The organism is Sulfuricella sp., assembly GCA_041651995.1.
Taxonomy (GTDB): Bacteria; Pseudomonadota; Gammaproteobacteria; order Burkholderiales; family Sulfuricellaceae; genus Sulfurimicrobium.
The window spans coordinates 62,603-88,873 of sequence record JBAZID010000004.1 but is presented as its reverse complement, the minus strand read 5'-3'; the positions used below and the strand labels follow the sequence as shown (position 1 = coordinate 88,873).

Sequence of the window (26,271 nt, the reverse complement as noted above, 5' to 3'; positions counted from 1 at the left end):
GAAACGTCCGGACAGTCTGGTGCCCTGGCCTGGATTTTTTGCTGCAACCTCTTCCAAGCGTATAGCATTGACGTGCAAACCTTGGTTATCATGCAGGTAGGCGCTGGTTAACGTAAAACAGAAGCTCCTGCTTGATCCGGGTGATGTTATGCAACTGTTGATAACTTGAGGATGGGTACTGGATGATTGGCGACACACAGGATGAGATGCAGTCGGCTTCACCAGGCAGGGAAAAGCGCGCTTTCACGCGCAATACCATTTTCCTGGCGGGTGAGTGTACCATTCCGCAGCAGCCAGTTTGCGCGATCGAGATTCTGGATTTCTGCCCCGGGGGGATATTTCTCTCTTTCCCTTATCCTCCTGATTCTGCCCCGGTTCGTGGCCAGATTATCGAGATTCGCTGTTCGGTGCCCACATCCGGCGGCATTCAAGCCTTGCACTTTCAGGGGCGGGTCGCCAGGGCAGACCATGAAAGCGCCGGGATTGCTTTTATCAATCCCGATTTCGAAGCCCTTCATGTCCTCCATGAATACACCAGGAACCCCCCACCCGGGCGGGCTCGCAGTACCCGGAAAAAATCTGAAAGCACGGATGTTCCAGGCAAAATTGACCCGGCTGGTGAATCTCTTCTCAGGGCATGCGGCCAGATGGTCGAGGAGCAACTCGAACCCATTGCGAAGGCTTTTCAGGAACAGGTAATAGAGTATTTTTTCAACCTTGCAGGAGAAGGCCGCACCATTGCCGAGAAAAATGCCTGTTACAACGCATCGAGCGTTTTCACCAAGGACGGTGCAGAGTTCAGCCGCGAATTTCTGATGCGGATGCAGGCGCGTTTGAGGCAGACCCCATTGCTGGCCGGCAATGCCGGGAAGAGCGCCCAGACATCGGGAAGCGGTGGCGAATTGTCGCTCTCGCTGGTTGAAGACGATGTTTTCGAGGACTGGCTTTCCTTTACAGACATGGCTCGCGCGGCCGAGCTTGAACACAAGGAAGAGCTTAACGCGCTGGAGCGGCGCCTCAGCGTCATCTTCCAGCAGCCCGTCGACAAGGAAAACAACCCCTTTGGACCGGGCACCATCAGCCAGATTTTTCAGGAAGCGCTGGGCACGCTTGGGCTTGAGCGCAAGATTGCATCAAGCAGCTGCAAGGTCTTCAAGAATGTGTTGTGCAGCCAGACCGGTGAGCTGTATGCCGCACTCAACCGGCTTTTGATCGACGCTGGAGTGTTACCCGTCTTGCGTCCTCAGGGAAAGAAACAGCCGCAGCAGGCCTATTCGGCACGCAGGGCAGAACCGGTGCAGCCCCCGCCGTTCGAGACGGAAACTTTGCAGCAAGCCAATCCGGCATCCGAGGAGAGCATCACCGGGCAGCCTGTGCCACCCGCACAGCCCGCGGACACCTTCTTCTCGTCCGGCAATCCCTTGCCGCCTGTGGCGCAGCCTTTTCCACCCATGCCACCCATGCCACCCATGCCACCCATGCCACCCATGCCACCCGTGGCTTCCGGGGCTGGAGCCCCTCCTTTTTCAGGCGCTGATCAGCCATCGGCGGCACCCGCAGCCATGCAGCAATCGTCACAGGACTGGTATCGCCTGATCCAGGGTCTTGGCCAGTTGCAGCAGCAACTTTCGGTGCCTGCGTCCCAGCCAGCCAGGCAGCCGGTACAAACGGCACACTCAGGCGGCCAGGGGCCGGCACCTTATCAGGCGGCATCTGCGGAAGGCGGAGGGTTCATTCCAGCACCCGCACCCGGCCCAGGCAGCGAAGCCACGATGGCAAGCCAGCCTGTTGAACCGCTTCACTTCACGACGGACGAAGTGTTGTCGGCACTCTCGCGAATCAGGATGGATATGCCCGGCAAGCAGCAGGGTGACAGTTTTCATCACGATTTCATGCAAAAGCTCCAGTCGGAACTGGCGGATGCCGCTCCGAGCGACGAAGCAAGGGAAGTGCCGAGCCGTGAAACCAATATTCTGCAAATCGGCGGCAATCTATTTGATTCGGTGCTGGCCGACAATCTGGTGGCTGACACGGTCAAGCCCTGGCTCAACCAGCTTTCGATCCCGCTGATCAAAATGGCGTTGCGCGACGATTCGCTGTTTTACGACAAGTCGCACCTCGCTCGTCAACTGATCAACCAGATCGCCGAGCTGGAATTATTCAGCGCGGACTCCAAGGTCGAAAATGCGGTCAGAAAGAAAATTGACGGCTTGCTTGCGGAAATCTCCTCTGCCGATGAGGTTACGCCGGGCCTGCTGCAGAAAATGCTGAAGGAAGTTGGCCTGCTGGTGCATGTCCAGCACAAGGCTTATGAAGGGAATATCCGCGACCTTGTGGCCAGCTGTGAAACCGAGGAACAGCGCGCAAAGCTTGAAAAACCGGAAAACATGACGAGCAAGCTGGGGAAATTTCTGAACGGGCTGCAACAGCTGGCTGGCGAAGAGCCGCCAGTCCAAAAAGACGAAACCCTGGACGAATTCAGGAGGCATGTGCGACGGCTGAAAGTCGGCAACTGGCTGATGCTGGGGCGCGGCGAGCAGCAAAAACGCGTACGACTGGCCTGGGTGGCCAAAAATCTGGATAAATTCGTTTTCGTCAATGCTCAGGGATTGAGGGAAGAAACACTCAGCCAGGATGACCTTGCGCAATCCCTGCGCGCCAGCGAGCTTGAGGTTCTGGATGACGCCAACGAACAACTGGTCGACCGTGCGCAGTCCACCATGCTGCAAAAGATGCATCGCCAGTTGTTGCATGAAACCACGCACGATCAACTGACCGGCCTCATCAACCGCCGTGAATTCGAAAAACGCCTGGCGGAAACCCTGACCAGGGTGCATGACTCAGGCATGTCTTCGATCCTGTGCTATCTCGACCTGGAGCAATTCAGCGTAGTCAACAACACCTTCGGCTACGAAGGGGGTGACCGCGCGCTGGTCGAGACATCCCGGCTGCTTAAACAGGAATTGGGTGAAGATGGCTTGCAGGCTCGTATCGGTGGCGACGAATTTGCCATGTTGATCGAGAACTGTAGCCTTGATGATGCGTTGCGCATGACTTCCCGCCTGACTGGCGCTTTCCGGGCCTACCGCTTTACTTCGGGGGATAAAAGCCTGTCCCTATCCTTCAGTGCCGGGGTGGTGGAAATCAACCGCGAAAGTGAAAGTATTGAATCGTTGATGCAGGCAGCCGAAGCAAGCTGCCGAATTGCGCGCTCCAAGGGCAGTAATTACGTACAGGTATATCGCCCTGACGAAGCCAATCTGGCGCGCCATATCAACACCGTCAAATGGGTAAGCCGGATAGACGAAGCCCTGGACAAAAGCACCTTCGAATTACGCTGCCAGCCTATTGTCAGTATCAACGGAAACAACGTGGCCGTGCATCACTCCGAGGTGTTGTTGCGTGTGCCGGATGGTAATGGGAATCTGATCTCTCCGGTTGACCTGATCATGGCGGCCGAACATTTTCGCCGCATGTCCAGCGTTGATCGCTGGGTGATTGAACACGCCTTTCGCTGGATGGCGGAACGCCGCGACAGGCTGGATGAGTTGGGCGGGCTGACCATCAACCTGTCTGGCGCTTCCCTCAATGAGGAAGGCTTGATCGATTTTGTTATCAGCCAGGCGGAAACTTACAAAATTCCGATGAATAAGGTCTGTTTCGAAATCACTGAAACGGTAGGCATCTCTCACCTGTCGAGCGCCTCGGAATTTATCAGCGAATTGAAGAAGCAGAGCGGCTGCTCTTTCTCGCTTGACGATTTCGGAAGCGGGCAATCCTCCTATTCCTACCTGAAAAATCTGCCAGTGGACTATCTCAAGATCGATGGCACCTTTGTGGATAAGATGGACCAGAATCCATATGATTTCGCCGTCGTAAAATCCATCACCGAAATTGGCCATTTCATGGGCAAGAAAATTATTGCCGAACGGGTCGAGAGCGAGGCAGTGCTGAAAATGCTGCGCCAGATCGGGGTCGATTACGCCCAGGGCTACTACCTGGGAAAACCCAGAAACATGAAAGTTCTGGGAAGCTAGCTTCTTTGCCTTCACCCGCGTCACTCATAAATACTGCTGTTTAGAACTCTTGCGCCTCACCCACATCAAACTTGCCGGTTTCAAGACTTTCGTTGATCCCACCACCATCCCGGTGCCGGGGCAGCGGGTGGGTGTGGTTGGTCCGAATGGCTGCGGCAAATCGAATGTGATCGATGCGGTTCGCTGGGTAATGGGCGAATCCCGTGCTTCCGCTTTGCGCGGCGATTCCATGCAGGATGTTATTTTTAACGGCGCGGCCACGCGCAAAGCGGTGTCGCGCGCCAGCGTGGAGCTCAAATTCGACAACAGCCTGGGCAAGGCGGCAGGGCAGTGGTCGCAGTATGCCGAGATCAGTGTCAAGCGGGTTTTACACCGCAATGGCGAATCGCAGTATTTCATCAACAACCTGCATGTGCGGCGCCGCGACGTTACCGACATGTTCCTCGGCACCGGCCTGGGCCCGCGCGCCTATGCCATCATCGAGCAGGGCATGATCTCGCGCATTATCGACGCGCGGCCGGAGGATTTGCGCATTTTCCTCGAAGAAGCTGCTGGCATCTCCAAATACAAGGAACGGCGCCGCGAAACCGAGACACGCCTCAAGGACACGCGCGAAAACCTTGCCCGGCTTGAAGATGTGCGCCAGGAGCTGGACAAACAGTTGCAGCGCCTGGAAACACAGGCCGGGGTGGCGCAGCAATACCATCGCCTGCAGGCCGAGATGCAGACCACCCGGCATTTGCTGTGGCTGGTAAAAAAACAGGAAGCCGCGCTGACGCGGGAACGCGCCCGGCAACAGGTGGAAAAACTGCTCAACGAACTGGAGGCGGAATCTGCCGCGCTACGCAAAGCCGAAAGCCAGCTCGAAGCCGCTCGCGCCGGGCATTATGCCGCTGGCGATGCGCTGCATGCCGCGCAAGGTGAGCTTTATGCCGCCAATGCCGAAGTGGCCAGAGTGGAGCAGGCCTTGCAGCACCAGCGCGAAACGCAACAGCGCCTTGTCCATCAGCTTGAGGCCTGGCACAGTCAGGAAAACCAGTTGCGGCAGCAGCAACAGCAGGCCGAAGCGAGCCTGGCCCACTGGCGCGATGAGCAGGAAATCGCGCTGCTTCGAATGGAAGAAACTGCACTCGCCATCGAAGAAGCGCAAGATAAACTGCCCCTGGCGGAAACTGCATTTCGCGATTGCCAGCACCGCTTAAGCGAAATTCAGCGCGAGCTGACTCAGGCCGAGCAAGCCTTGCAGATCGAGGAAACGCATCGCAGCCACGCGCAAAAGACCGCACAGCAACTGGATGCACGATACCTGCGCTTGCAGCAGGAAATCTCCACCCTGCCGCAGCCGGACGAGGCGGGCTTGTCCGGCCGCCAGGAAGAACTGGCGGAACTGTCCGCCCAGCTTGAACAGGCACAATCCCGGCAAGAGGCTTTGCGCACGGAATTGCCCGACCTGGAGCTGGCCCAACGCGAGGCCCAGCATGCCGTGCATGCGGCCCAGCAGCACGCCACCCGGATCGAAGCCAAACTGCATGCCTTGCAACAGGTGCAAAGCCGCCTTGAACACAACCACAAGCTCAAGTCCTGGCTGGAGAAGCACAAGCTGGATGTGCTAACGCGCCTGTGGCAGGCGGTTTGCATCGAGCCGGGCTGGGAAAACGCGCTTGAAAGCATACTGGGCGAACGCCTCAAGGCCGTTGCCTTGCCGGATAGGGCTGATGCACAAGCCTGGCTGGCCGACGCGCCACCGGCCCCGCTTGCGCTGTATGAGGCGCGGCAGGAAGTTTTTGATTCATGCAGTCCGGAACTCATTCCCCTGCGGAAAATGGTGCAAGGCCCGGCAGCGGTGCTGGATGAATGGCTGCATGGTGTTTATACCGTTGCAGACTGCGGCGAGGCCTGGAGCAAGCGCCAGCAACTGCATGCTGGTGAATATCTGGTTTGTCCTGAAGGGCATGTTTTTACCCGCTCCAGCGTTAATTACTATGCGCCCCAGTCCGAGTTGCACGGCGTGCTGTCCCGGCAGCGCGAGATCGAAGCGCTCGGTGATGAGATGGAACGGGGCAGCCTGGACGTACAGGCACGACAGGCAGATTATTCGACGGCAGAATCGGTACTGAAAGCATTTCAGTCCAGGCTTGCCGTCGCACGCGGGCAATGCGCCGATTACCAGCAGCGCCATCACCGCCTGCACCTGGAAGTGGAGCGGCTTGCACAACAGCAGCAGCACCTCCTGCAACGCCGCCAACAGATCGAGCATGAGAGCAGCGATATTGCGGCCCAGCTGGAAATCGAGATGGCGCAAGCGCGCGAGCACGAATACAACATCGAGATGCAGCAGGAACAGATTTCGCTGCTGCAGGAACGTCTGCAAGATACCAGGCACGAGCGCGGCGGGCTTGAAAGCGACGTGAACCGCCAACGCCAGACTGTGCAGGCTGCCGAACGCGCCGTGCAGGAAGCCGGATTCCGGCAGAGCAACTGTGCCGGCAAAATTGACGAGCAGGAACGCTTTCTGGCTACCCTTGCCAGTCAACGCGAACAACTAAGCCAACGCATCGGCGAGCTCGAACAGGAAACCGGCGAACAGACGCTGGTTGACCTTGGCGGCCTGTTGCAGCAAGCCCTGCAACAGCGGCAGGAGCGGGAAAAAAGCCTGGGCGAGGCGCGCGATGTGCTGGCCGGCGTCAGCCAGGCCCTGCAACAACTGGAACAGCAGCGCTTGTCCAGCGAACAGGCATTGCACCCCATGCGCGACCGCCTGGAACAGGCGCGTCTCAGGGAGCAGGAGGCGCGCCTGGCGGAGGAGCAGTGGAACGAACAGCTGCTTGCTGCCGCTGCGGATCTTGCAGCCTTGCTGCCATTGCTGGAAAAACGCGCCAGGGCAGCAGAGTTACAGGTCCAGGTAGAGCGGCTGGCGGAGGAAATCGAGGCGCTCGGAGCAGTCAATCTCGCTGCGCTGGAGGAGCTGAACAGCAGCCGCGAGCGCAAGCACTATCTCGATGCTCAGGCAAACGATCTGGCCGAGGCGATGGATACGCTGGAGCAGGCGATCCGCCGCATCGACCGCGAAACCCGCTCGCGCCTGCAGGAAACTTTCGATACCGTGAACCGCCATTTCGGCGAGTTGTTTCCGGCGGTGTTTGGCGGCGGCACTGCCCGCCTGGAAATGAGCGGGGAAGAAATTCTCGATGCCGGGGTGACGCTGTTCGCCCAGCCGCCGGGCAAGAAAAACAGCTCGATCCAGCTGCTGTCCGGGGGCGAAAAGGCGCTCACCGCGCTGGCGCTGGTGTTTGCAATGTTCCAGCTCAATCCGGCGCCATTCTGCATGCTGGATGAAGTGGATGCGCCGCTGGATGACAGCAATACCGAGCGCTTTTGCGAATTGGTGAAAAAAATGTCACAAAACATACAGTTTGTATTTGTCAGTCATAATAAAATCACCATGGAAATGGCCGAGCAGCTGGTAGGGGTGACCATGCAGGAATCTGGCGTTTCAAGAGTGGTGGCGGTGGATCTGGAAGAAGCAGTGCGTCTCAAGGACGCAGCGGCGGTATAATCTCGCTTAAAATAGTCAGGACAATCAAAGAATCCGAATATGAATGAACTGCAAGTAAGCCTGTTGGCCATTGGCGTGGTGGTGATTTTTGCCGTGCTGGCATTCAACCGTTGGCAGGAACGTAAATACCGGCGCCAGGCCGAACAGCGTTTTACGTCTCGGCACGATGACATATTGCTGCATCCGGAGCCGCATCCGGAGCGTGTCGAGCCCATGCTGGACGCGATGCCTCGCGATGCTATCGAAGTGCCGGATGAGTACGAAGATGAGTTTGGGCAGGATAGCCCGCCCGCCTGGAATCCTCCCGTCGCGGAGGAAAGCGAAGAAACAGAAGTGCTGCCTCCTGCAACGGAGCACACCCGGATTGAAGCGGAACCCGAGCCCGAGCCATTTGCAGCAGCGCCAACTCCGCTACCCATGCCTGAAATTCCCCTGGAACCCGATGCTGCGACCGAGTATGTTGCAGGCCTTAGCGCCAGCGACCCGATATCGGCGCATGCCTTGGTGCTGGTGCTGCAACAAATGAAGCCCATCAGCAAGCCAGTGCGCTGGCTGGGGCAGCGTCACCACCACACCAACTGGGAAGCGATTGCCCAGGCTGTGCCCGGCGCGGAATTTGTAAAACTGGCCGCATGCCTGCAACTTTCCGACCGCAATGGCCCGGTTAGCGGCGAAGAGCTGGATGCTTTTTGCGACATGACTCAGGCCGTTGCCGCCAATCTTTATGCAGTGATCAACTATCCTGACAAACAGCTTGCGCTGGCTGCTGCTGCCGATCTGGACCAGTTCTGTGCCGATGTGGATGTGCTCATCGGCTTCAATGTCATCTCCAGGGATGGCGCGCCCTTCGCCGGCACCAAGCTGCGCGGGCTGGCTGAATCTGCCGGCATGAAACTGATGCCTGACGGCAGCTTCCATTTCCTGAATGATGATGGCGCACAGCTGTTCTCGCTTGGCAATCTCGAACCCGTACCATTCAGTGCGGATGCGATGAAACACCTTGCCACCCATGGCGTGACTTTCCTGTTCGACGTACCCAAGGCGGCAGGGGGTATTCAGGCTTTCAACCAGATGCTGCTGGCCGCGCGCCAGTTTGCCGGGCCGCTGTCTGCCCTGATGGTGGATGACAACCGCCGCGAACTGACCGACGCCGGCATCGACAAGATCCGCCAGCAGCTGGCCGCCATCTACCACAAGATGGAGCAGCGCGGCATCAGCCCCGGCGGCCCGTGCAGCAGAAGATTGTTTGCCTGATGAGTTTGCCCCATGAAGCCGCCGAACGCGCGCGGCTCCTGCGCGAGGAAATCGAACGCCATAATTATCTCTATTATGTCCTCGATGCGCCTTCCATCCCCGACGCCGAATATGATCGCCTGTTCGTTGAATTGCAGCAGCTTGAGGTGCAATACCCCGAACTGCTGACCCCGGATTCGCCCACGCAGCGGGTGGGCGGGGCGCCGCTGCCCCAGTTCGAGCAGGTGCAGCACCGCACGCCGATGCTTTCTCTTAACAACGCTTTTGAAGATGAGGACGCCACGGCCTTCGACCGGCGTGCGTGCGAGGCGCTGGGACAGGAGCAGATCGAGTATGCGGTCGAGCCCAAGTTCGATGGCCTTGCCATCAGTCTGTCATATGAAAATGGTTTACTTGTCAGTGGAGCAACGCGGGGCGATGGCTTTACCGGTGAAGACGTGACGGCGAATCTGCGCACCATCAAGTCGATTCCGCTCAGTCTGCACGGCTCGAATGTGCCGGCCCTGCTGGAAGTGCGCGGCGAAGTGCTGATGCAGAAGGCGGATTTCGCCAGGCTGAACCAGGACCAGCGCGAACGCGAGGAGAAGGAATTCGCCAATCCGCGCAATGCCGCTGCCGGCTCCCTGCGCCAGCTCGATTCGAAAATTACCGCCCGGCGGCGCCTGACCTTCTTTGCCTATGGCCTTGGGGTGGTGGAAGGCGGGCCGGATTTTAGCTGCCACTCCGAAGCCATGGATTTTCTTGCCGCCCTGCATTTTCCATTGTGCCCCGAACGCAAGGTGGTGCAAGGGGTGTCCGGTTTGCTGGAATATTATCGAGCTATTGGCGTTACGCGCGACAGCCTGCCCTATGAAATCGACGGCGTGGTGTACAAGGTCAATTCGCTCGCGCAACAGGCGCAGCTCGGTTTCGTTTCCCGCGCCCCGCGCTGGGCCGTGGCGCACAAATTCCCGGCGCAGGAAGCATTGACCGAGGTGCTGGGCATCGACGTGCAGGTTGGCCGCACCGGCGCACTGACGCCAGTGGCACGCCTCAGGCCGGTGTTTGTCGGCGGCGTGACGGTGACCAATGCGACCCTGCATAACGAGGACGAAATACGGCGCAAGGATGTGCACATTGGCGACACGGTAATCGTGCGCCGTGCCGGGGATGTGATTCCCGAGGTGGTCGGCGTGGTGCCGGAAAAACGCCCGGCCCAGGCCGTGGCCTTTGTCATGCCAACGGCCTGCCCGGTATGCGGTTCCCATGTGGCGCGCGATCCGGAAGAAGCCGTGGCGCGCTGCAGCGGCGGCCTGTATTGCCCGGCGCAGCGCAAGCAGGCGCTGCTGCACTTCGCCAGCCGCCGTGCCATGGATATCGAGGGCCTGGGCGACAAGCTGGTGGAGCAACTGGTGGACAAGGAGATCGTCCACAATCCGGCGGATCTATACCGGCTCGGCATGCCGGCACTGGCGGGCCTGGAACGGATGGCGGAGAAATCCGCGCAGAATACCCTCGACGCCATTGAAAAGAGCAAGCGCACAACGCTGGCCCGCTTTGTCTACGCACTGGGCATCCGTAACGTGGGCGAGGCCACGGCCAAGGAGCTGGCGCGCCATTTCGGCAATCTGGAAGGACTGATGGAAGCGGATATGGCCGACCTGCAGCAGGTGGCGGACATCGGCCCGGTGGTGGCGCAAAGTATCCTGGAATTCCTTGCTGAAACACATAACCGCGAGGTGATCGAACAGCTGCGCGGTGCGGGTGTGGAATGGCCGGAAGAGGTGGGTGCGGGGCCGGCGAATGGCGCGCTGAGCGGCAGAACTTTTGTACTTACCGGCGCGCTGCCCAATCTTTCGCGCGAGCAGGCAAAGGAAGCGATCGAGGCGCTGGGCGGCAAGGTGAGCGGCAGCGTATCGAAAAAAACCCACTACGTGGTGGCCGGCGCCGATCCGGGTAGTAAATATGACAAGGCCCTGGCGCTTGGTATCAAGATTCTGGATGAAGACGAACTGCTCGAATTACTTAAAGGATAATCAGAACTCATGCAAAAAGTGACCAAAGCCGTTTTCCCTGTTGCCGGTCTGGGCACGCGCTTCCTGCCCGCGACCAAGGCCAGTCCGAAGGAAATGCTGACCGTGGTGGACAAGCCCCTGATCCAGTATGCAGTGGAAGAAGCCATTGCCGCCGGCATCACCGATATGGTTTTCATTACCGGCCGCAACAAGCGGGCGATCGAGGATCATTTCGACAAGGCCTTCGAAATGGAAGCCGAGCTCGAAGCCAAGGGCAAGACCAAAATGCTGGAAATGATACGCTCGGTCATACCCAGCCACATTTCCTGCATCTACATCCGCCAGGCGGAGGCGCTGGGCCTGGGGCATGCCGTGCTGTGCGCCAAGCCGGTGATCGGTAACGCCCCCTTTGCCGTGATTCTGGCCGATGACCTGATCGATGCCGGGACGCCAGTGATGAAGCAGATGGTGGATAAATTCAACTATTACCAGTGTTCCGTGCTGGGGGTGCAGAATGTGGCGCGGGAAGAAACCGGCCAATACGGTATCGTGGATGCCCAGCTCCTGTCGGAGCAGGTATTTCGGGTTGACAGCATTGTCGAGAAACCGGCGCCGGACGTGGCGCCTTCCACGCTGGGCGTGGTGGGCCGCTATATCCTTACGCCGCGCATTTTCCATCACCTGGAGAATATCCCGGCTGGTGCCGGGGGGGAAATTCAGCTCACCGACGCTATCGCCTCACTGCTCCATGAACAACAAGTGCTTGCTTACCAGTTTGATGGCACGCGCTATGATTGCGGCAGTAAACTGGGCTACCTCAAGGCGACCGTCGAACATGCGCTCAAGCATCCGGAACTGAGCCGTGATTTTTCGAACTATTTGTCTTCGCTGACCCAGAAAATTTAAAGCCTTTCCGGGCTGACTGAAGGATGTAATCTTGGATTCCTTTGTCATTACATGGCGTGAATTGCTGATTATCGTGGCGGTCGTGCTTGCGGTATATGTTGCCGAGATGCTGCTGCTGTTGCGCACGAATCGCGGTTTCAGGCGCTGGAAGCCCGATGCCGGGGCGGATCAGCCCAGAATGGCCGCACTCGAGGCGGAAATCGAGCAGTTGCGTGAACAGATTCTGACCATTCACCAGCAACTGGAAGACCGGCCCATCCCCCAGCCCCAGCACACTCATTCAACTTCACCCCCATCTTCTCCCTACAGTCAGGCTATTCAGATGGCACAACAGGGAATGAGCGTGGATGAGCTTGCTGCCGGTTGCGGTATTTCACGCGGTGAAGCGGAACTGATCGTGGCCATGCACCAGGCCCGCACGCCATGATTCACAGCGATGTCCTGAGTCAGTTGCAACTGCTGATCAAGACTTCGGCTCCGCCGCTGCTGGAAGTTTCCCAGCAGCAACTGGCTCTGCCTCAGCTCACGCCAGGGCAAAAGGTACCCGCCCACGTGGTGGCCAATCTGCCCAATGGCCGTTTCCAGGTGCTGATCGCCGACAAAACGCTGGACATGAATCTGCCCAGGAACACCCAGCCCGGCGACACGCTGGAACTGGTTTTCGTTACCGCCAAACCGCGCCTGACTTTCATTATGGCAAGCGACCTGGCTAATGCCGCTACCACTAGCCCGAACGGTAAGCCACAGGTTTCCCTGAGTGACACAGCGCGCTTTCTTGGCGGGCTGCTGGAAAAAGCCGCGCAATCAGAGCCGGCGCAAGCAAGGGCAGCCAGCATTGCACAGACGGCTCCGCTGCTTTCCGGCGCACCGGGAAAAACACTGGATTTTGCCCAAAGCCTTCGCGGTGCGCTGACACAAAGCGGGCTGTTTTATGAATCTCATCAGGCGCAATGGGTTGCTGGTCAACGTCCTCTGACCGATTTGCTGCATGAGCCGCAAGGACGTTTATCTCCGGCAGCGGTCAATCCGGCGCAGACAGAACAAACTTCTTCTCTCCCCCAGAACCCGATTGACCTGATGGGAGGAAAAGCGCTTGCCGCCACTCAGCCCGTTCACCCCGAAACTGTGCCCATCCTGCGCCAGCAACTGGAAGCACTGGATACCCGCCAGGTGCTGTGGCAGGGTCAAGTCTGGCCGGGGCAGCCGATGGACTGGCAGATCGAGGAGCGTTCAGCCCGCGAGCAGGAGGGGAGGGGGGGCGAACAGCCTGAGTGGCAGACCAGCTTGCGTCTGGTGCTGCCTCAGTTGGGAGAAATCAACGCCAGATTGATCCTGCACCCGCAGGGCATACGCATCCAGCTCGGGGCGGCAGAATCCGCAACGGTGGAACTGATGAACGAACAGAAAGCCGCCTTGCAGCAAGGGATGGAGACATCCGGCTTGCGCCTGGCTGAAATCAAGGTTGGAACTTCCTGAGCCATGAAGCAGCCGGATGATCGCCGCACTGCCGTCGCTCTGGCTTACAACGCCGGCCAGTCGGCGCCAAAAGTGGTGGCCAAGGGGCGAGGCTTGCTGGCGGATGCCATCATCGAGCGCGCCAAAGAGGCTGGTGTGTACGTTCATGAATCTCCGGCCCTGGTTTCCCTGCTGATGCAGGTTGATCTGGACCAGCACATTCCCCCGGAACTATATCTGGCGGTAGCCGAGCTGCTGGCGTGGCTGTACCGGCTGGAGCACGGCGAAAGCCCCGAACCCTTATCAAGCCAGGGAACGCGCCTCCCCTGAAGCGGGTCAAGCAGGCAATCCGCGTAGCGGATGCTCGCACAGGGGGAAGGTTAAGACTGAAGCTGTTTCAGCAGCTCGGTTTCGAACTGCAACATCACCATGGTTTTATCCAGCAGCGCGCCAGAGATGAGAAAAGTGTCCTCGGCACGTTCACCCAGCGTATTGATCTTGGCGGTATGGAGATGAACGCCGTGGGCGAGGAATACCCGGGCAATGCCGTAGAGCAGGCCGGGACGGTCGCCGGCTATGAGAGACAGCACCTGATGGAGCCCTTTTTCATCCGGCTTGATGCTGATCTGCGGGGTGATGGGAAAGTGCTTCAGATGCCGGCTGACCCTGCCGCGCGAAGGTGCTTCCAGCGGTCTGGCCTGGCGTAACTCCTGGGCCAGCTCATATTCGATGTAGTTCAGCAGATCGCGGTAATGCGTCGCTCGCTTTTCCTCGTCCAGCACGACAAAGCTATCCAGCGCATCGCCGTTCTGCGTGGTGTGAATCTTGGCTTCGACGATGTTGAAACCCACTCGCTCGAAAAAACCGCAAATACGGGCAAAAAGATCTTCCCGGTCCGGCGTATAGATCATCACCTGCAAGCCTTCTCCGCTGGGTGCCAGGCGCGCCCGGACAAAGGGTGTGCCATCGATTTCAAGCCGCCCGAGCACTCGCGTATGCCAGGCTATTTCCTGCGCTTCATGGCGCATGAAATAGCCCTCGTCCAGTTTCCCCCAGAGCTTATGGGCTGCGGATTCCGGCACGGCGTGCTGGCGCAGAATGCCCAGTGCTTCACGTTGCCTTTCATCCAGTTGCTCCCCGGTGCTTGTCGCGCCGCACAGGAAACGGCAGGTGGCGTGATAAAGACTTTCCAGCAGGCGGCTTTTCCATGCATTCCACACCTTGGGGCTGGTGCCTCGGATGTCTGCCACCGTGAGCAGATAGAGCGCGGTAAGATGACGCTCATCGCTCATTTTGCTGCCGAATGCGGCAATCACTTCAGGGTCGCTGATGTCCTGCTTCTGCGCCACGGAAGACATGGTGAGATGGCTTTCAACCAGCCAGCAAACCTGTTCCGTATCTTCCTGATTCAGTCCATGCTCACGGCAGAAGCGCCGTGCATCCGCCCTGCCAAGCTGGGAGTGATCGCCGCCCCGGCCCTTGGCAATATCGTGAAACAGGGCGGCCAGATACAGTACCTCTGGCCGCTCGAAAGTGCGGATCAGGCGGCTGCACAAGGGAAATTCGTGAGCGAACTCCGGGACGGTAAAGCGGCGCAGGTTCCGCAGCACCATCAGGGTATGTTCATCCACCGTGTAGGTATGAAACAGGTCATGCTGCATCTGGCCGACAATGCGTCCAAACGCCGGAATGTAGCGGGCCAGCACGCCATACTGGTTCATTCTGCGGAGGATATGTGTCAGCCCGGCGGGCTCGCGGATAATGGCCATGAAACGCGCTCGGTTGACCGGGTCGCGCCGGAACGCAGCATCGATCCGAGGCACGGCGCGCCACAGGGCACGCAGCGTCGGGGCGCATATACCTTTTAGTTCTGGATGTCTCTCCAATAAATGAAAGCACTCGAGAATGGCGCCTGGCTCGCGCTGAAAAATAGCTTCTTCACAGGCTTCCAGTAACTGGTTACGCGCCCGGAAGCGATCGCTGAGGAGGAGGGGAGGGGCTTCTGGTGCGGAGTGCAGACGGGCGCCGAGATTCTGTAGCAAAATCTCGTTCATCAGGCTGACCGCCTTGGCGGTACGGTAATAGCGCTGCATCAGCAGTTCGCTGGCGGAGCGGTTTTTCTGGTTTTTGAAGCCTAGCTGCCCGGCCAGGGACGTCTGATAATCGAACAGCAAGCGATCTTCGCGACGTTTGGCCAGATAGTGCAGGCGAATTCGCAAGCCTTGCAGGTACTGCTCGTTACGCTGGATCTGGCGTGCTTCCTGGGCAGTGATCAGGGATTCGGCCACCAGCTCCTTCCATGTGCCACCCAGTTTCAGTGCCTGGCTGATCCACAGCACCGTCTGCAAATCGCGCAGGCCGCCGGGGCTTTCTTTCAGGTTGGGCTCGAGATTGTAGGCTGTGTCATGAAAACGCGCATGACGCTGCTGCTGTTCCAGAATTTTGGCCTGGAGAAAAGCAGAACGGTCCAGCGTGGCATGCAATGAATGCAGCAAACGCTCAAAAACGGCAGTGTTGCCGGCAAGCAGGCGTGCTTCCAGCAAATTGGTCTGGACGGTGACATCCTTGGCGGATTCTTCCTGACACTCGCTTACGGTCCGAACGCTGTGGCCAACGTCCAGGCCGATGTCCCAGAACAAGCCTATCATTTGCTCGAGCCTGGAGGCAGTTTCAGTGTCGGGTTCGGATGCCAGCAGAAGCAGTAAATCAACATCGGAATGAGGGAAAAGCAGGCCGCGGCCATACCCGCCCACCGCGACCAGTGCGGCCGATTCAGGCATATCGCCGGCCCGCCAGATTTCCTGCAGCACGCCATCCACCAACTGCGCATGCTGTTGCAAGGAAGTCATGGCATGAGGGCGGTCAATGAATTGATCGGCAAGAGTGACACGCCCGGCCTGAATAAGGGCGCGCCAGTGGGCAACATCCTGCCCCGGAATGGCGGCTACGGGCATGAGGTCAGGAAACGGAAGCGGGGATGGGCGGCATGCCGGGGGAGACCGTCAGCACCTCGAAACCGCCGTCAGTCACCAGAATCGTATGCTCCCACTGGGCGGAGAGACTGTGATCCTTGGTAACGATGGACCAGCCGTCACCGAGCTGGCGAATATCGCGCCGCCCTGCGTTGATCATCGGCTCTATGGTAAAAATCATGCCGGGTTCAAGCTTGGGGCCGGTTCCGGCTTTGCCGTAGTGAAGCACTTGCGGTTCTTCGTGAAAATTACGTCCGATGCCGTGGCCGCAAAACTCACGTACCACGCTGAAACCATTGTTCTCGGCATGGCGCTGGATCACATGACCAATATCGCCCAGGCGCGCGCCCGGCTTGACGACCTTGATGCCCAGCCACAGGCATTCATAGGTAATCTCGCACAGGCGTCTGGCCTGGATGGAAGGTTCCCCGACATAGAACATGCGGCTGCTGTCGCCATGAAAGCCATCCTTGATCACGGTGACATCGATGTTGATGATGTCGCCGTTTTTTAATGCCTTGTCGCCGGGCACGCCATGGCAAACCTGATGATTGACCGAAGTGCAAATGGACTTCGGATAAGGATTATGGCCCGAAGGCGCATAATTCAACGGCGCAGGAATGGCGTGCTGAACGTCAATGGTGTAGTCGTGGCAAATCCTGTCCAGCTCCGCAGTCGTGATGCCGGCTTTGACAAACTGCCCGATGTAATCGAGCTGCTCGCCAGCGAGCCGTCCGGCTACACGCATTTTTTCGATTTCATCCGCTGTCTTGATGCTAATGCTCATAAGTTATGTTGTTTAATTTGAAATGGGCAAAGAATAGAGGATCGCAGCCTTTAGATCAATGAAAGCAGGGCGGGAAAGTTGAGCGGCAAGCGTTAATTTCGTCCGGAATGAAACAATTATTGTATCCGGTGCACCCTAATTCGACTTCGTATAATGTATAAGCGGACGATTCTGGTGTTTATCTGGTAAACGCGCTGTTTTACTACATTCTTGCGGAAATCATGCGTTGTGAAATGTTTTCACTAAATCACATCATAAATGAATGTTTCACGGAATAGAAACCCCTCCTTTTTAGCATAATTCTTCGAAACCGGCAGAACCGAAACAACCACCACCGGGAAACCCGTCTGCAAAGGGACGGAGAGGGCGCTTAAACCGCTTCACGCGCATCACCCTTGCCGCATACCCCGAACCGCTCTCCGGCGGTCTCTATGGCTTCGCTTCGCTGCGCCATACCGGACGCCTTCGGCGGCTGTTTGCATTTCATCCTTGGGCCGCGCTTGCCCGGTGAAATTATCAGGAAGGGGTTAACCTTCCAGACCTCACGAGCATCCTTGTAGCCAGCAAGCCGCCCCGTAGTGAGCAGCACCCGAACCCGGCGAGCAGAAACCCCGAGTTTTTTAGCCGCCTGACCGACTGAAATCATGGCAACCACCTAGCCGCAAACCCATTGGCAATGTGCGGTATAGTTATTAAAGGCCGGAAATGACCGGAAAGCCGCGCCAGTAAAGGCGATAGGGCAAGATCGTTTTGTTTCAAAGTGAAACGAGTCCCCCTATTGTTATAGGGAGGGGGGGACTCACAAGAGTTAGCGGTAACCGTAACCCCGAAGGAAGGGCGGCAACGCCTCCCGCTGGCCGCTGCGCTGCCGCCGGAATGCTTTGCCGTGACTGTCACGTCAAGCCCCGATCTTTGCGCCACTGCCTCGCTTGTGCAAACACCAGCGACAGCCATTCCAGATCCTTGGGCCTGAATGACTGCCGGGCAGGGCTCCACAGCGTGCCATCCTTGCCAACATGCCAGCCGTCCCAGCCATCGAAGGGCATGGCCATGCCAGCTCGAACACGCAGCAACCGGAAGGCCGGGTAAGAGATGCGAACAGACCCGCTCTCCCAGTTGCGAATCGTGCGCGTGGTGACTTGCAGGAAGGCCGCAGCCGCTTCCAGAGACAGGCCGGCAGTGAACCGGGCCACCCGGAAAGCCTCGGAATCGACTGGCGAGAACTTGGGCCGCTTTCGACCAGGTGCGCGCCGCTTTTTGTGGGGAGGCATTCAAAGCAAGCTCCTGGGCGAAGGTGCGATCTTGGCAGGCGGGAAGATCAACCATTTCTTGGTGAGGGGATGCTTGCGGGCGCCGATAATGCGCCCAGCTAGGCAATGCTTGAGAATGCACCGTTCCGAAAGGCCGTGCAGCCGGGCGAAAGTCGCCGCCGTCATGGGTTCAGTCATGGCAGGATTCCCCCAGCAGATCAGAGCCGCAGGCGATGGCTTGGGCTTCGAGGGTGAAGGCATGAGGGCCGAGCTTGTAGTAGCACTGGAGCGTGCCGTAAAGATCGCGGAGCGATTCGAGCATGCGCTCGATGTCGGAATGCTCTGGGGTGCCGGGAGCAAATCGCTTGAGGTCACGATCCCACGAGCACAGCATTTTGTTTACCGCATCAGCCGCCGCGCATTTCTGGCTATTGGTCAGGGTAAAAGTGCAAAGTGAATCGAATTTTTCGGGTTGGGTCACGTCTGTTACTCCTTCGAGTTTCAGATCGTCCACTTCGTATAATGTATATTATGTAAAATCGTGGATTGGCCGGATATTCAAAAAAGCCACAACCTGCTGTGAGAAATTGAAAGCGCTTCCGGCTTTACTCGGCCGTCGCGGACGACCAGAGTGGCCGGCCAGTCGCTTCTAGAAGGCTGAGATAAGCGCGCAGATCAAACTCCAGCTGGTGGTATTCGGGTTCCATATGCTGGCACAGTTGATAGAAAGCCTTGTCGTGCTCACTTTCCTTGATGTGCGCAAGTTCGTGCACAACGATCATGCGCAAAAATTCAGGCGGCATTTCCTTGAACACTGCCGCTACGCGGATCTCGCGCCTGGACTTGAGTTTTGCGCCCTGCACCCGCGATTTTCTGGTGTGCATGCCCAGCGCTTGCTGGATGACATGCAGCTTGCTGTCGAACGCCACCTTGCTCAGTTGCCCGGCGTTGCGCAGATAGGTACCTTTGATTTCCAGCACGTAGTCATAGAGTGCCTTGTCGGTACGCACCGCGTGCGCAAGCGGATACTTTTTTAGCAGTATGCCCGCCAGCAAATCCTGTTCGATCAGCCGCTGCACTTGCTCTGCCAATGAGACCGGGTAGCCGGCAAGGAAATTTGGCGGGTGCTTCGGGTGCATCGGGGTAATACCTTAATCCTGCAGCGCCAGCTGCGCCATTTTCAAGGCGCCATCCTTCGTTGTGTGCCCTGCGACAAAGCGTGCCCGGTGACAAAACACGCAGCCTGTCATGCCGATAACCTTGTCCAGTTCTTCGCCATCCAGGCCAGCCCAGGCGGCAGGCAGGGATTTCCGGTTACTGAAGCTCCCCGCGTAATCCGGCACGGTGTGCACATGCCATTTCGTCTGGGTGTCCGGAGAAATTACATACAGGAGATGCTGGTGCTCGGGCGATCCCAATACGGCTTCCTTCCATGGCACGCCGTTATCCAGTACCAGCAGGCGCCCTTCTTCCAGCAACAGGCCTTGTTTTACAACGGCCCGGGCCGCTTCCAGCCCACTGGCTTCGCGGATAGCGTTTTTCAGGACGCTGCTTGCCCAACTGACAGCCCGTTCGAATGCTTCGTTCCTGGCTTCCGGAGAGGCGTCATCCTGCCAGCCGGGATTGAAGCCGCCAATAATCGAGGGAATGGACATCACGGTTGCAAGTGGTGTTTCCCTGCTCAAGGTAACCCCGCAATCTATCGCATCCACGCCTTGCACCAGCAAGCGATCGACCCTGGCCGCAGCGGCAGCCGATCCGCAAAGTTCTGTTCCCAGCTCACGCCAAATCAGGCCAAATGAGCTGAAAGGAATGCCATTTGCCCGCGCTTCCCTGAAATCCAGTTGATGATGGTCGAACCGGCCAGTACCAGGGTCAAAAACACGGCCCACATCGAATATGACATCTGCTGCGTCCAGCTGTGCCTGGTCGCGTGTACGCAGAATGGTTAGCGAAGGGTTTGCAAGCCGCAAACTCGCTGCAGCCAATACCTCGTCCGCATGAAACGAGCCAGAATGAGTGGCTGCAACAGTTCCGGGATTCCGGAGAATAGTATAAAGATTTGAAACCTTGCTCATTGCTTGGGGGCATTCCATGGTTACGAGCAACGGTCAGCTTTATCATGTGCTGAGCGCTGGTCCGGTTTTTCTGGGAATGGGGAAGCCGAGCCCTCCCCTTTTTACACCTTATTTAAGGTGTATTGGCCTTGGGTGGCCGCTTATGGAACTTCCTGGCCGGCCTCTTGCCTTGCGTTCTGTCGCCGGATTTGGGCTGGTCGTTGGTTGCGGGGGGGGGAGATCGGCGAACATTGGGTTCACGAGCTTCCACGCGGTTCACGGAAGCCAGAGTGATCTCCAGTTCGTTAAGCTCATCCCACTCGGCGTCGGTTCGCTGCCGTTCCGGAATGGCCAGAAGTTCTTGCTGGCGACGGCGTGGAGAAACAGGTTGTTGTTCATTCATGGCGCCATTATCCCCTATCACTCATGTTATGAGCAATTTATCCTTTTCGCAGGGGGTCAAGCAGCGAAGACAGGCCGTTGTGGTCCAGTTCCTGCATCAGCGCCAACAGACGGCCGATTTCGCCGGATGGGAAGCCTTCACGAGCAAACCAGTTGAGATACCGTCCGGGCAGGTCGGCTATCAGGTGGCCTTTGTATTTGCCATAGGGCATGGCGGTGGTGAGCAGGCGCTGCAAATCTTCGGGGTTCATCGTCAGCTATAGTCCAGACGCGGTTTAACGCAATTGAACTGTGCGTTTATAATCGGTATTTTCACACGCAACCTCAGGAGTTACCTTGTTTAAACTCATTGGCGCTTTGATAGGGTATTACTTTTTCGGGATTTTCGGAGCATTTGCTGGTTATTTCCTGGGAAGTATTGTCGCCCGTTATCGCGCGTATGGCATGGGCGCGGTTAACCCGCTCAGCAGCGGTCAGCGCCAAACCGTTTTTATCGAAACGGTTTTCATTTTAATGGGAAAACTTGCCAAGGCAGATGGTCATATCTCCAAAGATGAAATTGCGCATGTCGAAGATTTTATCCAAAAACTGGGAATGTCTGCCGAGCACAGGCAGCAAGCCATTGCGCTTTTCAAGCAAGGCTCTACCCCGGATTTTGATGTTGAGCCGAATTTGAAGCGATTCATGTCCGTTTGTGGCCATACCCACAGCCTGAAACAGGTGTTGCTGGTTTATCTCATTGTTATGGCCTTGTCTGACGGGCGTATTGATTCAGCTGAAGAGCGCTTGCTGATAGATATTGCGCGCCATCTGGGTTATGACCAGGCTGCATTCAAGCACATGCTGGACATGGTTTTAAACCAGTCGCACTTTGCCGGCGGTCAGGCCGCTTCCGCCACTTCGCTGGACGATGCCTATAAAGCTCTGGGCGTGAGCAAGGAAAGCAGCGACCAGGAGGTCAAACGGGCTTATCGCAAACTGATGAGCCAATACCACCCCGACAAGCTGATGGGTCAGGGGGTGCCGGAAGACATGATTGCGGTGGCTACCGAGCAGGCCAAGGAAGTGCAGCTTGCTTACGATTTGATTAGCAAGAGCCGGCAGCAATAGCTTGCGCTTAAGGAAGGCCTGAACAAGTGCGCGTGGTCATTGCGCTCGCAATGACCACGCGCACTTATGATTATTTGCTTTACAAACCCCTCTGCCACCCCCTATATTGAATACCGTTACATTATTCAATATAGAGCCATGAATCAATCCACACGCGGCGGCGCGCGCGCCGGCGCAGGCCGCAAACCCTCTCCAGACCCCACCACCACCATCCGGGTGCCGATCAGCCAGAAGGCGGCGGTGCTCGATTTCGTGCAACAGCGGCAGGCCGGGTTCCGCATCCCGTCCGGGATGGAAATCTTCGCGTTCGCTGAACACCCGCCCAGGCAGAAATTTCCCCTCATGGGGCATTCCGTCCGGGCCGGGTTCCCCTCCCCTGCCGACGATTACGTCGAGAAGCGCATCGATCTCAATGAAGAGCTCATCCAGCATCGGGAGGCGACCTTCTTCCTCAGGGTAAAGGGGCAATCCATGGTGGACGCAGGCATCGACGATGGTGACGAGCTGATCGTGGATCGCGCCATCAAGCCGGAACACGGCCGCATCGTCATTGCCGCCGTGGATGGCGAACTCACCGTCAAGCGCTTTTTCCAGCGCGATGGCCTGGTCAAGCTCATCGCCGAGAATCCGAAATACCCGGACATCGAATTCAGGGATGGCCAGGAGATGCTGATCTGGGGCGTGGTCACCAGAATCATCAAGCAGGTATGACTAATATCCCGTTTCACGCCAAACAGCACGCCAGCTTCGCCCTGGTCGATGGCAATAACTTCTACGTTTCCTGCGAGCGGGTATTTAACCCCGCCCTGGAAGGCAAGCCCGTGGTGGTGCTATCCAACAACGACGGCTGCGCGGTGGCGCGCTCCGCCGAAGTGAAGGCGCTGGGGATCCAGATGGCCACCCCCTGGTTCCAGATGCAGGATCTTGCCAGGAAGCACGGCATCATCGCCCTGTCGTCCAATTACACGCTGTATGCCGACATGAGCAACCGCATGATGTCGCTATTGAGGCAGTTCTCGCCCCACCAGGAAGTCTATTCCATCGATGAATGTTTTCTCGGGCTGGACGGATTCAGCCGGGATCTGACCACCTACGGGCAGGAAATCCGGCAGCGGGTGAGGCAATGGATTGGTATTCCCGTCTGTGTCGGCATCGCACCCTCCAAGACCCTCGCCAAGCTCGCCAACCATGTCGCCAAGAAGCGGCCGGAATGGAACGGCGTATGCGACCTGGGAAGTCTCCAGGAATCCGGGCTGAATGAACTGCTGGCTGATATTGAGGCGGGCGAGGTCTGGGGCGTGGGCAGACGGCTGCGCGAACAGCTGGCCGCCATGAACATCCACACCGTGCTGGCGCTGAAGCAGGCCGACACCGCACTGATCCGGCGCCGCTTCTCGGTGGTGCTGGAGCGTACCGTGCTGGAGCTCAGGGGTATTTCCTGCCTGGGGCTGGAAGAAATCGCCCCCAACAAACAGCAGATCGTGTGCAGCCGCTCCTTCGGCCAGCCCGTGCTGCACCTGGCGGAATTAAGGGAAGCCGTGAGCAGTTATGCGACACGGGCAGCGGAAAAGCTGCGGCGCCAGTCCTCCGTCGCCGGGGCCATCCATGTCTTCATCAGCACCAGCCCGTTCAGGGAAAAAGACCCGCAGTACAGCCAGGGCATCACCATTCCGCTGCCGGAAGCCAGCGACGACACGCTGAAGCTGATTCGTGCCGCGCAATGGGGACTGAAGCAGATCTATCGTCCCGGCTACCGCTATGCCAAGGCGGGAGTGATGCTGATGGAACTCAGCCCGGCAGGCAGCCGGCAGCACACGCTGTTCAGCGACGAGGGGGCGGAGAAGCGCTCTGCACGGCTGATGCAGGTGCTGGATGGCATCAACCGCAAGATGGGGAAGGACACGCTGTTTCTGGCGAGTTCGGGGATTATGAAGGGATGGGGAATGAAGCAGGGGAATCGGTCGCCTTGTTACACTACGGACTGGGGGGAGTTGGCGGAGGTTAGGGGGTGAACGGGGGGGCGAAACTGCCAGAAACTGTTATTTATACCGCCGATGTTCGGGGCCAGCCTGGCTCGCCAATTCAAACAAATCTGGGAACTGGAAAATCCATTTAGTAATCAAGCAGGGCTAATGGCTATTGCTTGCATACAAACAGACATTGCAACCGCTAAGGTCAAGTTCGGAGATCGACCCTTTTCGGACATTTAATAACGTTGAACTACGCATGCTGTGTGGATGGCCAGTTGAACTAATCCTTTTCACTCATCTCTGCTTTGGGGTAGCGAAACCATATGCTATCGAAGCTGAGATACGTTCCAACGACAACAGCGGAAAATCCCAATGAGTCACTACGTAACTGCACTACCAGCGAGCCGTCAGTAGCTCGAAGGAGGAAGGTGAGCGTGGCGCCTCCACCCAAATACAGGTTTGGTACGAGTAATACATTACGATCCGTCTCTGGAAAGAAACGAAGGCGTATTCCATTTTCGCTGACATAACAAGTAAATAAGTCATCAAAGCGGGTTTCAGAAAGGCTGTAGTGGTATCGTCGGAAATTCAAGCTGCTCAATGGGCCTTCATTACCAAAGAAAGTCACTTTTAAAGTCTCTGGCGTTTGATCAATAGAGACAGCTCTTGCTTCAGTCGGTATATCCCATGTACGTCCCGTTGCCTTTGGGCTAAAGCTGCCTTCAGCCAGAGACATTCGTCTAAATATCTCCGTCAGGCTTGGCGGCTTTCCGAGCTCACGAGGAAAAAAACCATTCCCAAAGTTGTTATAAGTACCAGAAAGTCGGGGGCAACCATCAGCTGTTGGTTTTAGCTCCAACTCAGACCACGAAGATGGATATACGTTCTTACCTGTTAAGGAAGCGCAGCCGGTGAGGAGTAATAAAAGGATGCTTGTGAAAATAAATTTCATGTCGCTCACCAAGATAAACAATTTTCTATCGAAGATGGTTTGCTTACTCCTGACTATTTGACTACCTACTTGTTATTTACTGCGCTGCGCAGGACGCACGCTGTCAAACGTCGGACGCAGCGGAGGCACAGGGTCGGGTCTAGATTCGTAGCATTGAGCAGTTCTCGCAGCCCTCGCCGACCGCCCCCGGCTTGGCTGTGCTGCCCGGCGGTGGACTGAGAGCATCAAACCGCCATCGGCGTCTGCTGAGAAAGATCCCCTATTCCCACCAGCAAGTCGGCGACGGAAATGTCTTCGTCGAGTTCGTCCCAGTGCAAGCCCTTCAAGCTGATCTCCACCCGCCCACGCTGCTCGGGTGTGGCGTGCAGCAGTCGTGGGAACCATGCGAGGGGCGCAGCGATGATGCGTCCATCGGACAGATCGACCCAGATGCTGTTGTCGTCAAAGCGCACGGATTTAGCGGAAGTGCTCATTCCAACTCCTTTCAATCAGTTCGGCATTTTGTTCCACCACCTGAAGCAGTTCGCGCAGGATGCGCGAGTCAAAACCATCACTCTCCGCCACTCTGGGCGCGGGCTTCAGCCAGAATTTGGCTTCACAGCAAGCCGCCCTGCTACACCACGGACTGGGGCGAGCTGGCCCTGGTGTGCTGCTGAAGCGATCCTTGCGCGAATATCCATGCGGGCGGTATGCTTGAATCATAATCTTCAAGCGTATCCATAAACCGTGCCCAAACAGACAGCAAAATTGATTCGCCGGCTCGGTGACGTACCCGCCATTGCTATCTATCCTATTCAGCGCGGCTATTCGCAGCTTGTCACGCTGCAGAATCGGCAGCGCTCGGAACTGCTGGCGGATTTCACTGAAATACGCGGCTTCATGCCGCTGCTCATGAAACAGCGTAACGGCTTTCACTGGACCAGCCAGGATCGCAGCCTTATCAGGAAACAGATACGCAGCCTGATCCACCTGAGCCCCTATGTGGCCGCCATTCTGCTGCCGGGAGGATTGTTGTTGTTACCGCTGCTGGCCTGGTGGCTGGATCGGCGCAGGCTGAGGCGTCATCCCGATGAGAAGCCTGGCGGCATCGATCAGCCCTGAATTTGCGGAAAGTCACTTTTTTACAGCTGTAAAGAGTCAGAATCTTTCTACCGCGTAATAGCGCTTCTCCTCCGGCTCAAAGGCCGCCACCAGCGCATCGAAAAGCTGATGTGCCTTGGCCCGGTTGTCGCATTGCATATTGCAGACGAATACGTCCAGCGTCACGAAACGCTTTTCTGGCCAGGTGTGAACGGAAATGTGGGATTCGGCCAGAATCACCACCCCGGTAACGCCACCTGAAGCGCCGAACTGGTGAAAGCACTCACCTACCGCAGTCAGGTCACAGTTGCCGACCTGTTCAAGGCAGAAACTGCGCAGGGCATTAATTTCCCGCAGCAGTTGGCCTTCCCCTCCGCAGCCGTAAAGATTGCCCATCAAGTGCAGGCCGTCGATGCTATCGATTGGTTTCATGATGGTTGGATTATAGCCGTCCTTTATGGGTAGAATGGGCAAAAATCTCAATCTGAG

26 protein-coding genes are annotated in these 26,271 nt (G+C 57.5%); 12 read left to right on the top strand and 14 right to left on the bottom strand.

Annotated elements, in window-relative coordinates; translation table 11 throughout:
• Window positions 1–182: 182 nt before the first annotated feature.
• The 8 genes from WC392_07930 to WC392_07895 are packed head-to-tail and all read left to right on the top strand — an operon-like array spanning window position 183 to window position 13,532.
• A complete protein-coding gene (locus WC392_07930) occupies window positions 183–4,037 on the top strand; it encodes a DUF1631 family protein (GenBank protein ID MFA5242289.1) in 3,855 nt (1,284 codons plus the stop codon).
• 49 nt (window positions 4,038–4,086) lie between these two features.
• Window positions 4,087–7,593 (top strand): chromosome segregation protein SMC, encoded by a 3,507-nt coding sequence (smc, locus tag WC392_07925; GenBank protein MFA5242288.1) that lies wholly within the window; start codon window positions 4,087–4,089, stop codon window positions 7,591–7,593.
• Between the two features lie 39 nt (window positions 7,594–7,632).
• Window positions 7,633–8,847, top strand: a complete 1,215-nt coding sequence (locus tag WC392_07920; protein ID MFA5242287.1) for a cell division protein ZipA C-terminal FtsZ-binding domain-containing protein — start codon at window positions 7,633–7,635, stop codon at window positions 8,845–8,847.
• Window positions 8,847–10,862, top strand: coding sequence for an NAD-dependent DNA ligase LigA (ligA, locus tag WC392_07915; protein ID MFA5242286.1), 2,016 nt, complete (start codon window positions 8,847–8,849; stop codon window positions 10,860–10,862). Before WC392_07920 ends, ligA begins: the two co-directional genes overlap by 1 nt.
• A 9-nt stretch (window positions 10,863–10,871) precedes the next feature.
• Window positions 10,872–11,747 carry a UTP--glucose-1-phosphate uridylyltransferase GalU gene (gene galU / locus WC392_07910; GenBank protein ID MFA5242285.1) on the top strand — a complete coding sequence of 292 codons (876 nt, stop codon included), beginning with the start codon at window positions 10,872–10,874 and terminating at the stop codon, window positions 11,745–11,747.
• A 31-nt stretch (window positions 11,748–11,778) separates the two neighbouring features.
• Window positions 11,779–12,174 (top strand): DUF2802 domain-containing protein, encoded by a 396-nt coding sequence (locus WC392_07905; GenBank protein ID MFA5242284.1) that lies wholly within the window; start codon window positions 11,779–11,781, stop codon window positions 12,172–12,174.
• Window positions 12,171–13,223, top strand: coding sequence for a flagellar hook-length control protein FliK (locus WC392_07900; protein ID MFA5242283.1), 1,053 nt, complete (start codon window positions 12,171–12,173; stop codon window positions 13,221–13,223). The genes WC392_07905 and WC392_07900 overlap by 4 nt, the downstream gene beginning before the upstream one ends.
• Window positions 13,224–13,226: 3 nt before the next feature.
• The gene (locus WC392_07895) at window positions 13,227–13,532 is read left to right on the top strand and encodes an EscU/YscU/HrcU family type III secretion system export apparatus switch protein (protein ID MFA5242282.1); all 306 of its coding nucleotides are present in this window, start codon (window positions 13,227–13,229) and stop codon (window positions 13,530–13,532) included.
• A gap of 50 nt (window positions 13,533–13,582) precedes the next feature.
• Here WC392_07895 and WC392_07890 read toward each other — a convergent pair whose 3' ends face one another.
• The 10 genes from WC392_07890 to WC392_07845 all read right to left on the bottom strand — a co-directional run bounded on the left by WC392_07890 (window position 13,583) and on the right by WC392_07845 (window position 20,921).
• Window positions 13,583–16,156, bottom strand: coding sequence for a [protein-PII] uridylyltransferase (locus tag WC392_07890; GenBank protein ID MFA5242281.1), 2,574 nt, complete (start codon window positions 16,154–16,156; stop codon window positions 13,583–13,585).
• 4 nt (window positions 16,157–16,160) lie between these two features.
• Window positions 16,161–16,961, bottom strand: coding sequence for a type I methionyl aminopeptidase (map, locus tag WC392_07885; GenBank protein MFA5242280.1), 801 nt, complete (start codon window positions 16,959–16,961; stop codon window positions 16,161–16,163).
• Between the two features lie 370 nt (window positions 16,962–17,331).
• Window positions 17,332–17,607 carry a hypothetical protein gene (locus tag WC392_07880; GenBank protein MFA5242279.1) on the bottom strand — a complete coding sequence of 92 codons (276 nt, stop codon included), beginning with the start codon at window positions 17,605–17,607 and terminating at the stop codon, window positions 17,332–17,334.
• A 247-nt stretch (window positions 17,608–17,854) separates the two neighbouring features.
• The gene (locus WC392_07875) at window positions 17,855–18,232 is read right to left on the bottom strand and encodes a VC1465 family Xer recombination activation factor (GenBank protein ID MFA5242278.1); all 378 of its coding nucleotides are present in this window, start codon (window positions 18,230–18,232) and stop codon (window positions 17,855–17,857) included.
• Window positions 18,233–18,409, bottom strand: a complete 177-nt coding sequence (locus tag WC392_07870) for a hypothetical protein (GenBank protein ID MFA5242277.1) — start codon at window positions 18,407–18,409, stop codon at window positions 18,233–18,235.
• Window positions 18,402–18,692 (bottom strand): hypothetical protein, encoded by a 291-nt coding sequence (locus WC392_07865; GenBank protein MFA5242276.1) that lies wholly within the window; start codon window positions 18,690–18,692, stop codon window positions 18,402–18,404. The genes WC392_07870 and WC392_07865 overlap by 8 nt, the downstream gene beginning before the upstream one ends.
• A gap of 124 nt (window positions 18,693–18,816) precedes the next feature.
• Window positions 18,817–19,350 carry a YgjP-like metallopeptidase domain-containing protein gene (locus tag WC392_07860; protein MFA5242275.1) on the bottom strand — a complete coding sequence of 178 codons (534 nt, stop codon included), beginning with the start codon at window positions 19,348–19,350 and terminating at the stop codon, window positions 18,817–18,819.
• 12 nt (window positions 19,351–19,362) lie between these two features.
• Window positions 19,363–20,289 (bottom strand): MYG1 family protein, encoded by a 927-nt coding sequence (locus WC392_07855; protein ID MFA5242274.1) that lies wholly within the window; start codon window positions 20,287–20,289, stop codon window positions 19,363–19,365.
• 112 nt (window positions 20,290–20,401) lie between these two features.
• A complete protein-coding gene (locus WC392_07850; protein ID MFA5242273.1) occupies window positions 20,402–20,671 on the bottom strand; it encodes a hypothetical protein in 270 nt (89 codons plus the stop codon).
• 37 nt (window positions 20,672–20,708) lie between these two features.
• Window positions 20,709–20,921, bottom strand: a complete 213-nt coding sequence (locus tag WC392_07845) for a DUF3820 family protein (protein MFA5242272.1) — start codon at window positions 20,919–20,921, stop codon at window positions 20,709–20,711.
• An 85-nt stretch (window positions 20,922–21,006) separates the two neighbouring features.
• Here WC392_07845 and djlA point away from each other — a divergent pair, with 85 nt between their 5' ends.
• The 3 genes from djlA to WC392_07830 all read left to right on the top strand — a co-directional run bounded on the left by djlA (window position 21,007) and on the right by WC392_07830 (window position 23,792).
• Window positions 21,007–21,780, top strand: coding sequence for a co-chaperone DjlA (gene djlA / locus WC392_07840; protein MFA5242271.1), 774 nt, complete (start codon window positions 21,007–21,009; stop codon window positions 21,778–21,780).
• A gap of 138 nt (window positions 21,781–21,918) precedes the next feature.
• On the top strand, window positions 21,919–22,491 hold the full coding sequence (gene umuD, locus WC392_07835) for a translesion error-prone DNA polymerase V autoproteolytic subunit (protein ID MFA5242270.1): 573 nt from the start codon (window positions 21,919–21,921) through the stop codon (window positions 22,489–22,491).
• Window positions 22,488–23,792: a Y-family DNA polymerase gene (locus tag WC392_07830; protein MFA5242269.1), complete on the top strand. Its 1,305-nt coding sequence runs from the start codon at window positions 22,488–22,490 to the stop codon at window positions 23,790–23,792. The genes umuD and WC392_07830 overlap by 4 nt, the downstream gene beginning before the upstream one ends.
• Before the next feature lie 238 nt (window positions 23,793–24,030).
• On the opposite strand, the gene WC392_07825 is transcribed toward WC392_07830, so the two are convergent.
• The 3 genes from WC392_07825 to WC392_07815 form a co-directional block, all read right to left on the bottom strand.
• Window positions 24,031–24,702, bottom strand: a complete 672-nt coding sequence (locus tag WC392_07825; GenBank protein ID MFA5242268.1) for a hypothetical protein — start codon at window positions 24,700–24,702, stop codon at window positions 24,031–24,033.
• A gap of 224 nt (window positions 24,703–24,926) precedes the next feature.
• A complete protein-coding gene (locus WC392_07820) occupies window positions 24,927–25,175 on the bottom strand; it encodes a DUF2442 domain-containing protein (GenBank protein MFA5242267.1) in 249 nt (82 codons plus the stop codon).
• Entirely contained in the window at window positions 25,159–25,404 is a 246-nt protein-coding gene (locus WC392_07815; GenBank protein MFA5242266.1) for a DUF4160 domain-containing protein, read from the bottom strand. The genes WC392_07820 and WC392_07815 overlap by 17 nt, the downstream gene beginning before the upstream one ends.
• Before the next feature lie 24 nt (window positions 25,405–25,428).
• Here WC392_07815 and WC392_07810 point away from each other — a divergent pair, with 24 nt between their 5' ends.
• On the top strand, window positions 25,429–25,803 hold the full coding sequence (locus WC392_07810; protein ID MFA5242265.1) for a hypothetical protein: 375 nt from the start codon (window positions 25,429–25,431) through the stop codon (window positions 25,801–25,803).
• Between the two features lie 36 nt (window positions 25,804–25,839).
• Here the strand turns inward: WC392_07810 and speD are convergent, their stop codons facing one another.
• Window positions 25,840–26,214, bottom strand: coding sequence for an adenosylmethionine decarboxylase (gene speD / locus WC392_07805; GenBank protein MFA5242264.1), 375 nt, complete (start codon window positions 26,212–26,214; stop codon window positions 25,840–25,842).
• Between the last annotated feature and the right edge of the window lie 57 nt (window positions 26,215–26,271).

Excerpts from the sequence above, each read along its gene's own strand:
- WC392_07930 (MFA5242289.1), top strand. The coding sequence starts at position 183 with ATGATTGGCGACACACAGGATGAGATGCAGTCGGCTTCACCAGGCAGG.
- WC392_07920 (MFA5242287.1), top strand. The coding sequence starts at position 7,633 with ATGAATGAACTGCAAGTAAGCCTGTTGGCCATTGGCGTGGTGGTGATT.
- ligA (MFA5242286.1), top strand. The coding sequence starts at position 8,847 with ATGAGTTTGCCCCATGAAGCCGCCGAACGCGCGCGGCTCCTGCGCGAG.
- galU (MFA5242285.1), top strand. The coding sequence starts at position 10,872 with ATGCAAAAAGTGACCAAAGCCGTTTTCCCTGTTGCCGGTCTGGGCACG.
- WC392_07900 (MFA5242283.1), top strand. The coding sequence starts at position 12,171 with ATGATTCACAGCGATGTCCTGAGTCAGTTGCAACTGCTGATCAAGACT.
- WC392_07895 (MFA5242282.1), top strand. The coding sequence starts at position 13,227 with ATGAAGCAGCCGGATGATCGCCGCACTGCCGTCGCTCTGGCTTACAAC.
- WC392_07890 (MFA5242281.1), bottom strand. The coding sequence starts at position 16,156 with ATGCCCGTAGCCGCCATTCCGGGGCAGGATGTTGCCCACTGGCGCGCC.
- map (MFA5242280.1), bottom strand. The coding sequence starts at position 16,961 with ATGAGCATTAGCATCAAGACAGCGGATGAAATCGAAAAAATGCGTGTA.
- WC392_07880 (MFA5242279.1), bottom strand. The coding sequence starts at position 17,607 with ATGATTTCAGTCGGTCAGGCGGCTAAAAAACTCGGGGTTTCTGCTCGC.
- WC392_07875 (MFA5242278.1), bottom strand. The coding sequence starts at position 18,232 with ATGCCTCCCCACAAAAAGCGGCGCGCACCTGGTCGAAAGCGGCCCAAG.
- WC392_07870 (MFA5242277.1), bottom strand. The coding sequence starts at position 18,409 with ATGACTGAACCCATGACGGCGGCGACTTTCGCCCGGCTGCACGGCCTT.
- WC392_07860 (MFA5242275.1), bottom strand. The coding sequence starts at position 19,350 with ATGCACCCGAAGCACCCGCCAAATTTCCTTGCCGGCTACCCGGTCTCA.
- WC392_07855 (MFA5242274.1), bottom strand. The coding sequence starts at position 20,289 with ATGAGCAAGGTTTCAAATCTTTATACTATTCTCCGGAATCCCGGAACT.
- WC392_07850 (MFA5242273.1), bottom strand. The coding sequence starts at position 20,671 with ATGAATGAACAACAACCTGTTTCTCCACGCCGTCGCCAGCAAGAACTT.
- WC392_07845 (MFA5242272.1), bottom strand. The coding sequence starts at position 20,921 with ATGAACCCCGAAGATTTGCAGCGCCTGCTCACCACCGCCATGCCCTAT.
- umuD (MFA5242270.1), top strand. The coding sequence starts at position 21,919 with ATGAATCAATCCACACGCGGCGGCGCGCGCGCCGGCGCAGGCCGCAAA.
- WC392_07830 (MFA5242269.1), top strand. The coding sequence starts at position 22,488 with ATGACTAATATCCCGTTTCACGCCAAACAGCACGCCAGCTTCGCCCTG.
- WC392_07825 (MFA5242268.1), bottom strand. The coding sequence starts at position 24,702 with ATGAAATTTATTTTCACAAGCATCCTTTTATTACTCCTCACCGGCTGC.
- WC392_07820 (MFA5242267.1), bottom strand. The coding sequence starts at position 25,175 with ATGAGCACTTCCGCTAAATCCGTGCGCTTTGACGACAACAGCATCTGG.
- WC392_07815 (MFA5242266.1), bottom strand. The coding sequence starts at position 25,404 with ATGATTCAAGCATACCGCCCGCATGGATATTCGCGCAAGGATCGCTTC.
- speD (MFA5242264.1), bottom strand. The coding sequence starts at position 26,214 with ATGAAACCAATCGATAGCATCGACGGCCTGCACTTGATGGGCAATCTT.